The sequence below is a fragment of the Aeromonas sp. FDAARGOS 1402 genome, assembly GCF_019046925.1.
GTDB lineage: Bacteria > Pseudomonadota > Gammaproteobacteria > Enterobacterales > Aeromonadaceae > Aeromonas > Aeromonas caviae.
The window spans coordinates 509,303-522,524 of the sequence record NZ_CP077201.1; the positions used below are offsets into that span (position 1 = coordinate 509,303).

Genomic DNA, 13,222 nt, shown 5'->3' on the forward strand with positions numbered 1-13,222 from the left:
GGGATGGGCTCCGCCGCAGGGCTAGAGCTGGTTCTGCAATTCGATGGCCCTGGCCCGCAGGCCTACGGACTGTTGAGGTTTACCCTGGTTGGCCACGCTGGCGGCAAGGGCGTTGAGATAATCCTGGGGATTGGCCAGTTCGTCTGCCAGGCCGTTGGCCACGGCTTCACTGCCGCTGAAGAGGGCAGCTTCAGTGGCCTGCACTTGCTCTGCTGACAAGCTGCGATATCGAGCGACCGAACTCACGAACAGCTCGTAGGCCTGATCCATCCGGTGGTCAATGGCGGCCATCGCCCCCTCGGAGAGAGGCTCGTGCGGGGTGCCGTCTTTCTTACGCTCGCCGCGGTAGAAGGTAGTGAAGGTGAGGCCCACCTCCTGCTCCCACTTGCTCACTTCCATGTGCTCCATGATGACGCCCACCGAGCCGCAGCCGCCGGTCTCGCTCACCACCACCCTGGTGCAAGCGGCAGCGATGAAATAGGCGGCCGAGTAGGCGGCAAAGTTGACCAACGCGGTGATCGGTTTGACGCTGCGCTTGGAATAGATGTATTCCGCCAGCTCCTTGCAGCCCACCGCCATGCCGCCGCCGGAGTTGATGTCGAGCACGATCTCCTTGACCCGTTCGTCAGCCAGCGCGGTGGCGATCTGCATCCTCACCCACTCGTAGCTGGTCAGCTCGGTGCAGGTGGCATCGATGTGCCCACGCCGTGCCATCAGGATGCCGTGTACAGGGATGACCGCCAGCCCGCCGATACGGTTCTTGAACTCCCCCTTGGCCTCCAGCGGAGCAGGCTCGAATCCGTCCGGCAACTCGTCGGCAGCCATGATGTCTCGCTGGTTGCCCAGCATCCGTGGCAGCAGCAGGCTCTTCACCCCAGCCAGAACATCCTGGGTGGCATAGAGGGGTTGGCCAAACGCCATGCTGGCCAGATGGGGGTAATTGATCAGCTTCGGCATAGGATGGCCTCGATCTCGTTGAGTTGTTCGGCGCTGGCTTTGGTGATGCCTGGCGGGAGGGAGCCGGTGCTCACCATGTTGAGCGGGGTCAGGTAGATATCTCCACCTGCTACCGGCGGTAGGTTCTCCAGCCGGCGGATATCGTTGACACTCATCCAGCCCCACTGGCGACCGAGGGCATAGGCCTCGTAGCGGGACTTCTGATCTGCCCGTAGCAACCCGGAGACGTTGAACTCGATGTAGAGGTTCTTGCGCTCCGCTGGTAACAGCAAGTCGCGCATCATGGCGCCTTCGATCCGCTTGACCCAGGCCAGCAGGGTGTAGATGACAAACTGCAGCCCCTGGTGCTCGATGTTGTTGTTGGTCGCCCGCTCCAGTTCGCCGATCATGTGCGGCGGCACCTTGTAGAGCCGGCAGATCTCGTTTGCGCCATACTTGCGGGACTCCAGCAGCTGCGCCTGCTCGTTGTTCATGGCGAGCTGCTTGTACTGCATCCCCTCCTGCAGTAATGCGACTGAGAAGGCGTTGCGCAGCCCAGAGTGGCGCTCTACAAACTTGCCGAGGAACGCATCCACCTTGGCCTGTGTGTCAAACTTGGCACCATCCTTCGGGCTCTCGATGACGCCCGAGAGAGTCGTGCCATTGGCAAACACCCTTCCCGCATGCTCATCCACCGCCATCGCAAGTCCGATGGTGTCAGGGTTGGTCTGGATTGGTGATAGCCCCAGGTAGCCGTCAAGACTGAACGCCTTGACGTGGTGCACCATCCGCATCGGCAAGATCTGGTTGCTGCCATCCAGCAACTGGTAATAGGGCAACCCATCCGGCCCCTTGAGCACAGCTACCTTGTCCGGGTTGATGGGAATGAGCTCCGTGATGAAGCCTCGCCCATCCCGGTCGATCAAGCTATAACTGTTGCCACGCAGGCCCAGGTGGCCCATGCGCTGCTCATTGAATTCAAACGCTGTGTCTTTCTGGTTCGGCTGGTTATGGATGAGGTCGTACAGCGGGTGGTCAGTTGCACGCAGCCGCTGGTCATCATCTCGACGGTAGAGCTCACAGGGGAGCTGCGCCACGGACTCGGCCAGCAGGGTGACACAGGCACGCACTACCCCTTGCGCCAGGGCAGTCTCCGGCGTTACCAGCACTCCGGCCTTGGTCGTCTTACCCGCCATGCTGCTGATCCACTGACTGAAGTTGCCGCCCTTGCGCCCGCTGCCGAACATCATTGGCAGGAACATTAGCTATCCCCCTTGTGGCGTTTGGCGAACTCGGCGGCAGCCACTGCTCGACTCATCATTAATGACCAGATCAGGCAGAGCAGACCGCCCACTATCCAGCCGAGCGGCGGGGCGTAGAGGCTGGCGCCATAGGCCAGCGCCGCAGCCCCCAGCAGGCCCACGATGAAAATGAAAAGTTGTGTCAGCATAAAACGTCCGAGGTTTCGTAGATGGAGCGGTCATCGCCGCGATCCGGCACCATGGCGCGGGCGATGGTCATGATCAGCGCCACCGCGCCGTCTATCTTCTGATCCGCGCTCTCCTTGATCGGGCGCACCATGTCATCGTTTCCGGGCAGGTATTTGCCGATCACATTGCCGATACACCAGGTCATCAAGCTGTTGCCATCATGGTGGAAGCGGCCGGCCTGGATCGCAGCCTCCAGCTCCTTCATCCCGGCGGACATGTTCTGATAGTTCTGGGTGATGGTGATGGGGGTCATCCCCTCATCTGCCAGCGAGTGAGACAGGGCAATTGCCCCTGCCGGGTCGAGTGGAGTCTCCAGCACCTTATTGGTTAGGTTGGCCTCTTTGGCCTCTTCGAAGATCTCGCGATAGTCGATCTCTGCCCCATCGGTGGTGCTGAGCTCACCCAGGTTGACCCACTTCTGGTATCGCTCCGCCAGACGCCGGTTATCGTTATCGAATACGGTATCTTCCGGCACCCAGAATCGGGGGGCGACCGAGTAGTAGTGGCGCTTGCCGTCAATATCGCGCCAGAACAACCGCGCCATGGAGTTCATGTCGAGCTTGCGTGCCAGGTCGAAGCCGAGAATGCACTCGTCACCGGCAAACTGCTCCAGGGTGAGGCTCTTGTCCTCGCAGGCCGCCCAGCGCTGCATGTTGTAGAACGCCGTCTTGGCCGAGACCCAGACGTTGAGGTGTTTGGTCTTGAAGATGTTTGCAAAGCGGGCCGACTTGATTGCCTTGGCCTGCTGCGCCAGCAGGTGATCTGAGTAGACCGAGATCCCCATATTGGGGTTGGCCTTGGCCAGCACCGCAGGATCTGCCCAGTCATCACCTTCGTCGATGGTGTAGATGATCCCGAACAGCTCATCGTCCGGCACTGTGCCGGCCAGCATCTCGATGACCTCCCGCCGCTTGTCGTAACAGGGCACGTCGATGTTGTAGCCCGCGGTGGTGATGATCCACATCAGGGGCTGCTTGCGGGCCCCCATACCGGTGATCATGGTGGTATAGAGATCGTCGCTGTCGTGCTCGTGGTATTCGTCCACGATGGCGCAGGATGGTGACTGGCCGTCACCAGGGTTGCCGATCAGCGGCTCGAAACGGGCGCCGTCAGCAGGGATGTTCATGTTGCTGGCGTTGACCTCGATGCCGTAATGATCGAGCAGCGCCGGGGTACGCTTGGCCATCAGGCGGGCCGGGCGGAATACCTCCCACGCCTGTTTCTCTGTCGTGGCGCCGGAGTAAACCTCGGCGCCAAATTCGTTATCCGCCGCGAAGCAGTAGAGGCCAACCGGGGCGGAGAGCGCCGACTTACCGTTCTTGCGGGGGATCTCGTTGTAAACCTCGCGAAAGCGCCGCAGGCCGCTTCCTTTGCGCACCCATCCGAACACGCAGCAGATGATGAACAGCTGCCACGGCTCAAGGTTCAGGGTCTGGCGCTTGAAGGCCCACTCCCCCTTGGTGTGGGGCATGAGCTGGACGAACTTGGCGGCCCGCTCGGCTTTGTCCTTGTCGAAGCGGTAGCGAAACTTGGCTGACTTCTCCTTGGCCAGATCATCGAGATGACGCTGGCATGCCTGGATCACATAGCGGCAGGCAGGGATCTTGCCGCGCACTATGTCGCGGGCGTAGCCATTGGCCACGTTGACGTAGGGATAGCTTTTGCGTGCGGCCATGGTCTATCCCTACAAAGCAGCGAACGGGTTGCCGCCTCCCTTCTTCTTGTTGCCGCCGATCAAGCGCGAGCGGCTGGAAGGGTCCAGCCCGAGCATGGCCCCGTATGTGGTCATTTGCTTGAGTGATTCGTTGGCGACGGTACAGGCCGGATTCTTGACTGGACCACCAGTGGCCCCTTCAACCACCAGGCCGTGCTTGGTGATCTCAATCTCGGCTCTGCGCCAGCGGGAGTAAGCGGCGCAGAACGCCTCCAGGTTGTGCAGATCGGTGATGCACAGCACCTCGGCGGCGCACAGTTCTTTGATGACCATATCCCACAGCGTGGGAGCCCATGGATCCTCTGCCAGCCACTCAGGGCAGGCGACCCCGATGAGAGGGGTGAAGATGGGTTCGTCTTTATTCAGTGCCCGCTTGCCGGCATTGCCTCCCAGGCGCTTCAGTGCGGTCGGCTTGGGCTTTCTGCCGCGCCCGGGCACGGCAGCTGCACCGGCCATCGCGCCCTCCATTTAAATTTTTAATTTCGCGGGTATAAAAATTTCGCGGGGCGGAGCAGTGGTGAGGTCGAAAAGCTGGGAGGATTTGATCCCCCCTACCCCCTCGGCAGCCCCGTTCGGCGGGCAGCCAGCGCCTCTGCTCGCGTCTTGCTGGCATGGCAAGGGTCGCAGATTGCCTGCAGGTTGCACACCTCATCGGTACCGCCAGCGGCTTTGTTGGCGATGTGATCAACTTGAGTCGCTGGTGTCACAATGCCCAAGGCAAGGCATACCTGGCACAGGTACCTGTCCCTCACCAGGATCCGCTTGCGCAGCTTGCGCCACGCCCAGTCATAGCCGCGATCATCGGCACTGACCTTGGCTACCTTCTTCCATCCATCCAGCAAGTGCACGTGGACCGGGCAGTAGCCGTGGCGCTCGGTCGTCAGCTGATGACAGGTGCGCTCTCGGCACACCTTGGGGACTCGTAGTGGCATGGTGATTACCTGATAGGTGCCGCACCGGCACACATAAACGCGGGACGACCCGCCTGATTGGAGAGTGACCCGGTGCGGCGATTCGGTTACTGCTTCACACTCAGGGATAGGTAGGCTCTTTCGCAGGCCAGGCCCGATGCTCGAGCTCGGTCATAAGCTGCTGCCAACTCTCCCGCTCGCGCATCAGCCCGGCTGAGCAGTTCGGCGAGCACCACGGCGGGCTGTCCGACTGTCGAGCCTGACTGGGCAGTCGCGGGATAGCTGGCGCACTGATTTGCTCGCTCTGCCAATCTGCGGGCTTGCTCGTGCACCCCAGCAGCAACAGCGCTGGCAGCAGCAGCGTCAGCCTCAGCCCGGGCAATCTGTTGTTCGGCATGTTGTCTTACCTCATCAATGCTGGTTTGGCGACGGCGCTCTTCCTCACGCGCCAGCTCCAGTGCGGTAGCCTTGGCATCGACCAGCTCCTTAGCCTGCGCGTTCCACTTCAATTCCCAAGCGGTGTCGGTGACACTGACCCCGTGGCGATAGGCTCCCCACAGGCAGCCCTGTACGGTAGCGATAGTCAGCAGGTAGGGTATGGCGCGGCGGAATAGTTCTGGGTTCATGCTGCAGCCACTCCCTTCTTGATGGCTGTAGCGCCATCCATCCCCCTGAACAAACACTCTTCGGCTGCACGCCGACGGCTCAGACCTCGCATCACTTTGCCATCGTTCTTGTTCCACTTGCGAAACTCCCGTGCTGCGCCTTCATGGTCACCGGCATTCAGCTTGCGCAACAGCGTGGAGTCACCCAATCCTTCGGCAAGGGTGTCGGCATCGATATCTGAGCCAACGTTGTAGGCGAATGACACCAGAGCATCGAACTGGCCTTGAGTCAGTGGCACTTTGACCAGCGACAGCACATCACGTTCAAAGCGGCGTAGATCCTCAATGAATGCCGCATCTGCCTGTGCTTGTGTCCAGACCAAACCAGGCTTTACCTCCGGCCCGGTGTGGCCCCAACCAATCGTCCAGGGTTCCCCATTCTTACTGCCGGGGTCTGGGTAGGCCTTGAGCTTGCAGGTCTCGAAGTAGTGCGTGACGCTGATGCAATGCGGCGACACTCGCTCAATCCTGACCATTGCCAAACCTCCGATCCAGCCAGCGGCTGGCTACATCGCGGATCTTTTCAACGCCAAGGAAGCCGATGAACCCGCCGACAAAGCCTGAAGCGGTGGCTGGGATGCCAATCATGTCCATCCCTGACATAACGGACAGCGAGATGGCACCACACAGTACCGACTCAAGCAGACGCTGCCGAACGGCTCCGCCGGTGTAAGTCACCCGCAACCAGGAGATCACCACAGACAGAGTGAAGCCATACAGCGCTGGCCAGTGGGTATCGGCCCACGCCAGCAGCCAGGCCAACAGACCAAGGTCTTTATCAGGCATCTTCATACCCACCACCCCGCAGGGCCTCTGAAATGAAAAAACCCCGGCAAGGCCGAGGTTTGGAAGGGGAAAGAAAAAAGGACCGAACCCTTTCGGGTGCAGTCCTCCATCATTGGAAACTACGTTAGGGAAGGTGCGAATAAGCGGGGAAATTCTTCTCGGCTGACTCAGTCATTTCATTTCTTCATGTTTGAGCCGATTTTTTCTCCCGTAAATGCCTTGAATCAGCCTATTTAGACCGTTTCTTCGCCATTTAAGGCGTTATCCCCAGTTTTTAGTGAGATCTCTCCCACTGACGTATCATTTGGTCCGCCCGAAACAGGTTGGCCAGCGTGAATAACATCGCCAGTTGGTTATCGTTTTTCAGCAACCCCTTGTATCTGGCTTTCACGAAGCCGAACTGTCGCTTGATGATGCGAAATGGGTGCTCCACCTTGGCCCGGATGCTGGCTTTCATGTATTCGATGTTGATGGCCGTTTTGTTCTTGCGTGGATGCTGTTTCAAGGTTCTTACCTTGCCGGGGCGCTCGGCGATCAGCCAGTCCACATCCACCTCGGCCAGCTCCTCGCGCTGTGGCGCCCCTTGGTAGCCGGCATCGGCTGAGACAAATTGCTCCTCTCCATGCAGCAGATTACCCAGCTGATTGAGGTCATGCTCGTTGGCCGCGGTGGTGACTAGGCTGTGGGTCAGGCCACTCTTGGCATCGACACCAATGTGGGCCTTCATGCCAAAGTGCCACTGATTGCCTTTCTTGGTCTGATGCATCTCCGGATCGCGTTGCTGCTCTTTGTTCTTGGTCGAGCTGGGAGCCTCAATGATGGTGGCATCGACCAAGGTGCCTTGAGTCATCATGACGCCTGCTTCGGCCAGCCAGCGATTGATGGTCTTGAACAATTGGCGGGCCAGTTGATGCTGCTCCAGCAGGTGGCGGAAATTCATGATGGTGGTGCGGTCCGGCAAGGCGCTATCCAGGGATAACCGGGCAAACAGACGCATGGAGGCGATTTCGTACAGAGCATCTTCCATCGCGCCATCGCTCAGGTTGTACCAATGCTGCATGCAGTGAATGCGGAGCATGGTTTCCAGCGGATAAGGTCGCCGGCCATTACCAGCCTTGGGATAAAACGGCTCGATGACTTCCACCATGTTTTGCCATGGCAGGATCTGCTCCATGCGGGACAAGAAAATCTCTTTTCTGGTCTGACGGCGCTTACTGCTGAATTCACTGTCGGCGAAGGTGAGCTGATGACTCATGATGAACCCTTTTTCATGGCTCCAGATGACAAACATGATCTCATATCAGGGACTTGTTCGCACCTTCCTTAGCAAAAGTTGCAGGTGATGTGAAGGGTAAGATTGTTTAATTTTAAAGCACCCTCCATTGAAGGGGGCTTATTATAAATATGCCCCGACAGGGGATATTTTTCAGACCGATATTGAGATGCCTGCAACGTATTCATGATGACAGCTAAACTGCAGTTTAAAAATACGAAATTTTAACGCTCACGGTGTAATAATTTCTCAAATGGTAAACCAGTGGTCCTAGTAAAGTCGTATGGCACGATGGCAGAGGATTTAGGGAAGTTGTGACCCACTTGTTCATACCTTCCCTAATTATGATATCAAACCACTCGATTCAATTATTCGATCACAACCGGAACACCAATCTGGTTGGCAATTGGGGTATACAAATCCACATCGACGTCAGGCACATTGATAGAAACCACCAGCGAATACCTGATACGCTGATTGTACCGTTCGAGTTTGGGCCTTGTTTTCCACCAACCCTGCGAAGGGTAAACCGCAATGGCACCACGACTAGCCAATTCTGCTGCACTGCCCTTCCAGATGTCTGCATGTAACGAACCTTTATGCCGACTCTTTTTGCCTATCACCCAGTTTGGGTCATTGTCGATCCTGTTAACACGCTCTTCATCGTCTCTAGCTGCGGCATTGATTCTTGCCCGGAAGTCAGCCTCACTTTCCAGAGGGCGTTTTACATCGAAACGAAGGCCATGAGATTCATATCGATAACGTGAGGTAACTCCACGAGCAGATGGGTTGGGCTCAATGAAATAAGATAAGGTGACCCGCATTTCTACTAGAGTTTCGCCAAGCGTTTCAAGCTCGTCCAGTGGCCATGGCAGACGATGTAGATTCATATCCCGTAGCTGAGGTTCTTTACCCCTGTCGCGTTTAAATGGATGTAAAAACTCCTCACAAATCATGGTCAATGAGTTATCCGCACTCCACATGGCTTTTTCAAGGCTTGGCTCACCAAACCCACAATGCCTTACCAATTCAGTTATTTGTGCCTTGGTTGGCTCCCCTCTTGCAGGCAGGATCATACGCTTCATGGCGTCAGTCCACTGCGCTGAATGCACTATCAATCCACGTATACTTTCTGGCCATAAGTCGGGATACCTGGCCATTAACTGCGCGGCCATTCTGGCACAGAGTGCAGAGGCTGCACTGGTCGCATTGCTTGTAGTTAACAGACGTTCAGTGGGTCTCGCATGCGTGGTTAGCAAACGCAAGCTAGGTAATGAGGTAGCAAAAAGCTCATCTTTAGCGGCATTGCCCCCCTCAAAAACAACATCTGGTTTTAATGGCCAGTGGGATTGCCATGTTTGGGAAGTTGTGCTGAAGGGGCTTAAGCCACCAACTTCCGCAATTGGGGAATAGTTTTGTACATCTGCTTCAGTGATTCTTGTTAGATGGGTCATAGCTCCGACAGTCAAGGCATTCCATGCTTGTGCAGGATCATGAATACCATCTGTGGTATTGCTATGCGGGTATTCCATCCAGGCGTTATTGTCATTGATATTGCCGGCTGATAAGACAAACAATTTTGGAGTTGCACCTTGCTCGTCAGTATCATAGGCAAGCCGGTCGATTGTTGAAGACCAAGCAGAAGGGCGCCCACGGTCACGATTGTCTCTGGCGGTAACCGCCATACTGAAAACCCGTTTACGGTAAGGCGCAGTAACTGTAGGACGAGCCACAGCCTCGGATGTCAAATAGCCGTGCAGAATAGCATTACCACCGTTGGCCCCATCTTCTGGTAGTAACTTAACGGATTCCAGACGATGCGAAATTGATACAGGGGCCCCCGTAGAAAGTACATCCGTCATATTCCCCAGCAGAGCTAGACCCGCCATTTCCGTACCATGCCCTTCCGCATCATCAACACCCCAGGCGGGTTCAACACTATGTCTATCTGCATTCGCCATTGCAGGTTGCAGCAAGGGGTGTCCATTGTTGACGCCCGTATCAAACAAACAGACATAGGGTGCATCAGCCCCTTCTGCGGGAATTGTTAAACGGCCGATCAGTTCATCAATCCACTCTGGTTGTTCGTTAGGCAACAGGGAATCAAAGAACTCAGCAGTTTCCTTAGCGCGGCGAAGCTCGGCGATACTGTTTAAGGTCGTTATCGAACGCTTCATCTGGTCAACGGAACCATAGACCAGCAATACAGAGCGCTCAGGAAAACATAACACCCCAGGAGCAATGCGGAAGTTCAGCCCGGTCGCCATATCCCTGAATTGATGCACGACTCTTTGGCGATCGCCTCGTATCGGAAGCCAAACCTCCCACCAAAGGTGTTCATTGTCTCCCGTAGGCATTGAATCAAGGGAGTCGGTCCATAGAGCTTGTAAGGTTGCAGCTCTAATCTCTGAAATGGCGTTTAGCAGAGCTCTGTTTTTAGGACCGCTGGGGGAGTCTTTCGATTGATCCAGATAGGCAGTTATCAGGTTTTCAAAAAATTCGAGTTTGCCATCTGGCACAAAGACTGTAGCAAAGGTTCGGTCGCCGTCTTGCCGAACGTTGCGAAGTTCTATGCCTGAACGTTCTCGGGCAAGAGACTCAAAAGCCAACTCAACATCAGGAAAGCTTTCAAATTCAATTTGTAAGCCGATACCTTCATCAATACCGGCTTGTCGTTGCTGCTCTACAGCTTCGGCTAAGACTGGTGTGAGTAGCTGGAGCTTCGCAAGCAGTGCGCCACCGTGCGCATTCCTGTCCCTGTCAGGTATCCTATTTCTACTGCCACCAGTGGGGGGGGACGTGAAGCTTTCTCTTTGAGCATTATTTTGAAAAATAAAATGCGGGTGGTTATTAGGCGCCCTAACCGGCATGCGATGTCCTTATCGTTAACTTATCTTATTCAACCGATTCGATAGCTTTCGGCGTTCTTCCAGTGCATGAGAAATATCCTTTTCGGAAACACTTTCAGTACGCTCAATAAGAGCTGTTTTCAGCACTTCGTCAGATGCACGAGTCAACTCCGCATAGCTCAGGCCAAATGCTTTAGCCGCCAAACGTTTCCAGGAGGTGTTTTTCACAGCTATACGCGATAAGCGAGACTTAAGGACACTGGCTATGTTTGCCTCGTCCGGCAGTTCGTAATGTAGCAGGTCATCAAAGCGACGAAACAGGGCATTATCCAGAATGTCCGGATGGTTTGTTGCACCGATGATCAGGCTATGAGAGTCATCTTGTTCGATCATTTGCAAGAAGCTGTTGAGAATGCGCCGAATTTCGCCAACGTCGTTGGCTAGCCCACGCTGAGAGCCAATGGCATCAAATTCATCAAAGAAATACACCCCTCTGACCTGATGGGTAGATTCAAAGATCTGCCTGAGCTTGGCGGCCGTCTCGCCCATAAACTTGGTGATCAATCCATCAAGGCGAACCTGGAACAATGGGAGCCCCAGCTCACCGGCCAGCACCGATGCAGTCATTGTCTTGCCGGTACCGGGAGGTCCGACCAACAGGAGTTTGCGCCGAGGAGATAGACCGTGGGACAGGATCTCTGCAGAGTGACGCTGCTCGCGAATGACCCGCTCCAGTTGCAGGGTAAGCTCACTATTCAGCACCATGTCGCCCATGCGGGATTTGGGGTAACTGACGGATAGAAGGTTGGCCAGCTCTCCTCTTGGCTTGCTGATCGGCACAGCGCTGTTATCAGGCCTTACGGTCCGTCGGGTCTTAGCTTGATCGACTAGTGTACGCAGATCCTCAGCCAGTTTGCCATGGCCGCGCTTGGCTTCATGAGCAGCCACCTGCATAGCGACAGAGTAAAAACGAGTATCGTCGCCCTCCAGATGTGACTGAAGCAGCGCTTTCAGTTGATCAGCACTGGCCATGATTTTTTCCTCTTTGGTAAGCGGTTATTGTACCTTGCCAGACGGATAATCACGACCAAAATATCAGGTTACATACTTGGATTTGCTGCCCAATTTAGTAGCAGGCTTTCCGGATGCTTTGAGAATAGCTGCCGCTTTTCCCGCCTGAATTCAATAATTACGCTGCCTGCCGACACGCCCTTGTCAGCAGGCAGCCTTAGCGCTATTTACCCTCTCCTATCAGCGCCTCCACCTCTGCACACGTCTGCAGGTACCTCGGCCTCTCCAGCTCCACCCCGATAAACCGCCGCCCCAACGTGATCGCCGCTTTGCCGGTAGTACCAGACCCCATGAAGAAGTCCGCCACCACATCACCAGGATGACTACTGGTCCGAATGATGTGTTCCATCATGGCCTGCGGCTTCTCACATGGATGTTTCCCAGGGTAAGCCTGCACCGAAGGGTACAACCACACATCGGTGAACGGCACATCCTGGGTGACAGAGAACGGTCGGCGTAACAGCTCATATTCCGCTCGCAACTCATCATAGGATGCCACCAAGTGGCTATAGGTCTGATGCAACCCCTGATAGGTCTCTTGCAGCCCGCCATAATCCTTCCCAAGTGCCCTGCCCCGCTCGGCAAACAGCACCTGCAACTGGGTATACTGCTCTCGGCTCGGCAACTGCCACTGGCTGGCGCCGAACCAGTGGCCGGCCATCTTGGTGCCGGTTACCAGGTTGATATCGGCAGTACTGACACCAGCCATCTCCCGGGCGTGACGGAAATACTCGATCAGCGGCGCAAAAACCTGACGGCGCAGATCATGGCATGCCTTCGCATAACCTGACCCTGCCTTGGCACTCCCATCTGCCCCTACCTGCTCGGCAAAGATGATCCGCTCGCTCGCCGGCCAAAACGCTCGCATATCGGCCTTTCGCATCCGGTTCCATACCCCTGATGGCTTGGCCCACACAATATGGTTCAACACCCGGAAGCGATCCCGGATCAGCATCTCCACATCCGCATTCATCCGCGGTGAGCAGAACAAGTACACAGAACCATTTGGCTTGAGTACCCGCCGGAACTCCACCAAGAAGGCATCGAGCCAGGCTAGGAACTCGGCACCATTCTCCCACTGGTTGTCCCATGCCTCCTGCTTCACTCCGAAATAGGGCGGGTCCGTCGCAATTAGATCAACACTTGCCGCCGGCAGCGTCTTGATAAACTCCAGCGAGTCCGCATTCACCAGCCGCACCCACCCGTCCTGTAATTGTCTTTCCATCACTACCTCCTAGCAGGAGCTCAGAGGCACTCGCATTGTTGATGACCTTGCATCGGGGACACTTAATGTCGATCTGTCCCACAAAATTCGCCAATTTTCGGCCGCACTGGCCGCATCGTAATTCGTACATATGATCTGGGGTCCTTAAGCGTGATAGGCTCACCCTGCTCTGCAGAGCAATAGTGGCCTTGGCTCAGCCCGTGACCTTGTGCATGTGGCTAGGTGGCCTGGTGGCGTTGCAAGCACCACCAGGTCGCCACTATCTCTCAGGCAACAAAAAAGCCCGCCACATTGCTGTGCGG

The 13,222-nt window shown here is 56.1% G+C and carries 14 protein-coding genes; all 14 read right to left on the reverse strand.

The window, feature by feature from the left end; all coding sequences use genetic code 11:
- Positions 1-21 precede the first annotated feature (21 nt).
- Complete coding sequence (locus I6L32_RS02340; RefSeq protein WP_216944615.1) at positions 22-957, reverse strand: S49 family peptidase; 936 nt, start codon at positions 955-957, stop codon at positions 22-24.
- Positions 945-2,198, reverse strand: a complete 1,254-nt coding sequence (locus tag I6L32_RS02345; RefSeq protein WP_216944616.1) for a phage portal protein — start codon at positions 2,196-2,198, stop codon at positions 945-947. Before I6L32_RS02345 ends, I6L32_RS02340 begins: the two co-directional genes overlap by 13 nt.
- Positions 2,198-2,386 (reverse strand): hypothetical protein, encoded by a 189-nt coding sequence (locus I6L32_RS02350; protein ID WP_033130572.1) that lies wholly within the window; start codon positions 2,384-2,386, stop codon positions 2,198-2,200. The genes I6L32_RS02345 and I6L32_RS02350 overlap by 1 nt, the downstream gene beginning before the upstream one ends.
- Positions 2,380-4,101, reverse strand: a complete 1,722-nt coding sequence (locus tag I6L32_RS02355; protein WP_042016759.1) for a terminase large subunit — start codon at positions 4,099-4,101, stop codon at positions 2,380-2,382. The genes I6L32_RS02350 and I6L32_RS02355 overlap by 7 nt, the downstream gene beginning before the upstream one ends.
- Before the next feature lie 9 nt (positions 4,102-4,110).
- Positions 4,111-4,596 carry a phage terminase small subunit P27 family gene (locus I6L32_RS02360; protein WP_042016758.1) on the reverse strand — a complete coding sequence of 162 codons (486 nt, stop codon included), beginning with the start codon at positions 4,594-4,596 and terminating at the stop codon, positions 4,111-4,113.
- A gap of 95 nt (positions 4,597-4,691) precedes the next feature.
- Positions 4,692-5,072: an HNH endonuclease gene (locus tag I6L32_RS02365; protein ID WP_216944617.1), complete on the reverse strand. Its 381-nt coding sequence runs from the start codon at positions 5,070-5,072 to the stop codon at positions 4,692-4,694.
- An 86-nt stretch (positions 5,073-5,158) separates the two neighbouring features.
- Positions 5,159-5,677, reverse strand: coding sequence for a DUF2514 family protein (locus I6L32_RS02370; RefSeq protein WP_216944618.1), 519 nt, complete (start codon positions 5,675-5,677; stop codon positions 5,159-5,161).
- The gene (locus I6L32_RS02375; RefSeq protein WP_216944619.1) at positions 5,674-6,192 is read right to left on the reverse strand and encodes a lysozyme; all 519 of its coding nucleotides are present in this window, start codon (positions 6,190-6,192) and stop codon (positions 5,674-5,676) included. Before I6L32_RS02375 ends, I6L32_RS02370 begins: the two co-directional genes overlap by 4 nt.
- Positions 6,179-6,508 carry a phage holin, lambda family gene (locus tag I6L32_RS02380; RefSeq protein ID WP_232038119.1) on the reverse strand — a complete coding sequence of 110 codons (330 nt, stop codon included), beginning with the start codon at positions 6,506-6,508 and terminating at the stop codon, positions 6,179-6,181. The genes I6L32_RS02375 and I6L32_RS02380 overlap by 14 nt, the downstream gene beginning before the upstream one ends.
- 268 nt (positions 6,509-6,776) lie before the next feature.
- Positions 6,777-7,757, reverse strand: coding sequence for an IS5-like element IS5 family transposase (locus tag I6L32_RS02385; protein WP_000019402.1), 981 nt, complete (start codon positions 7,755-7,757; stop codon positions 6,777-6,779).
- Between the two features lie 386 nt (positions 7,758-8,143).
- Positions 8,144-10,645 (reverse strand): S8 family peptidase, encoded by a 2,502-nt coding sequence (locus I6L32_RS02390; RefSeq protein ID WP_254203871.1) that lies wholly within the window; start codon positions 10,643-10,645, stop codon positions 8,144-8,146.
- A 15-nt stretch (positions 10,646-10,660) separates the two neighbouring features.
- The gene (locus I6L32_RS02395; RefSeq protein WP_216944620.1) at positions 10,661-11,656 is read right to left on the reverse strand and encodes an AAA family ATPase; all 996 of its coding nucleotides are present in this window, start codon (positions 11,654-11,656) and stop codon (positions 10,661-10,663) included.
- 202 nt (positions 11,657-11,858) lie between these two features.
- Positions 11,859-12,920, reverse strand: coding sequence for a site-specific DNA-methyltransferase (locus I6L32_RS02400; RefSeq protein ID WP_216944621.1), 1,062 nt, complete (start codon positions 12,918-12,920; stop codon positions 11,859-11,861).
- Complete coding sequence (locus I6L32_RS23620) at positions 12,832-13,050, reverse strand: Com family DNA-binding transcriptional regulator (protein WP_216944622.1); 219 nt, start codon at positions 13,048-13,050, stop codon at positions 12,832-12,834. Before I6L32_RS23620 ends, I6L32_RS02400 begins: the two co-directional genes overlap by 89 nt.
- Positions 13,051-13,222: the final 172 nt, after the last annotated feature.

Excerpts from the sequence above, each read along its gene's own strand:
- I6L32_RS02340 (WP_216944615.1), bottom strand. The coding sequence starts at position 957 with ATGCCGAAGCTGATCAATTACCCCCATCTGGCCAGCATGGCGTTTGGC.
- I6L32_RS02345 (WP_216944616.1), bottom strand. The coding sequence starts at position 2,198 with ATGTTCCTGCCAATGATGTTCGGCAGCGGGCGCAAGGGCGGCAACTTC.
- I6L32_RS02350 (WP_033130572.1), bottom strand. The coding sequence starts at position 2,386 with ATGCTGACACAACTTTTCATTTTCATCGTGGGCCTGCTGGGGGCTGCG.
- I6L32_RS02355 (WP_042016759.1), bottom strand. The coding sequence starts at position 4,101 with ATGGCCGCACGCAAAAGCTATCCCTACGTCAACGTGGCCAATGGCTAC.
- I6L32_RS02360 (WP_042016758.1), bottom strand. The coding sequence starts at position 4,596 with ATGGCCGGTGCAGCTGCCGTGCCCGGGCGCGGCAGAAAGCCCAAGCCG.
- I6L32_RS02365 (WP_216944617.1), bottom strand. The coding sequence starts at position 5,072 with ATGCCACTACGAGTCCCCAAGGTGTGCCGAGAGCGCACCTGTCATCAG.
- I6L32_RS02370 (WP_216944618.1), bottom strand. The coding sequence starts at position 5,677 with ATGAACCCAGAACTATTCCGCCGCGCCATACCCTACCTGCTGACTATC.
- I6L32_RS02375 (WP_216944619.1), bottom strand. The coding sequence starts at position 6,192 with ATGGTCAGGATTGAGCGAGTGTCGCCGCATTGCATCAGCGTCACGCAC.
- I6L32_RS02380 (WP_232038119.1), bottom strand. The coding sequence starts at position 6,508 with ATGAAGATGCCTGATAAAGACCTTGGTCTGTTGGCCTGGCTGCTGGCG.
- I6L32_RS02385 (WP_000019402.1), bottom strand. The coding sequence starts at position 7,757 with ATGAGTCATCAGCTCACCTTCGCCGACAGTGAATTCAGCAGTAAGCGC.
- I6L32_RS02390 (WP_254203871.1), bottom strand. The coding sequence starts at position 10,645 with ATGCCGGTTAGGGCGCCTAATAACCACCCGCATTTTATTTTTCAAAAT.
- I6L32_RS02395 (WP_216944620.1), bottom strand. The coding sequence starts at position 11,656 with ATGGCCAGTGCTGATCAACTGAAAGCGCTGCTTCAGTCACATCTGGAG.
- I6L32_RS02400 (WP_216944621.1), bottom strand. The coding sequence starts at position 12,920 with ATGGAAAGACAATTACAGGACGGGTGGGTGCGGCTGGTGAATGCGGAC.
- I6L32_RS23620 (WP_216944622.1), bottom strand. The coding sequence starts at position 13,050 with ATGTACGAATTACGATGCGGCCAGTGCGGCCGAAAATTGGCGAATTTT.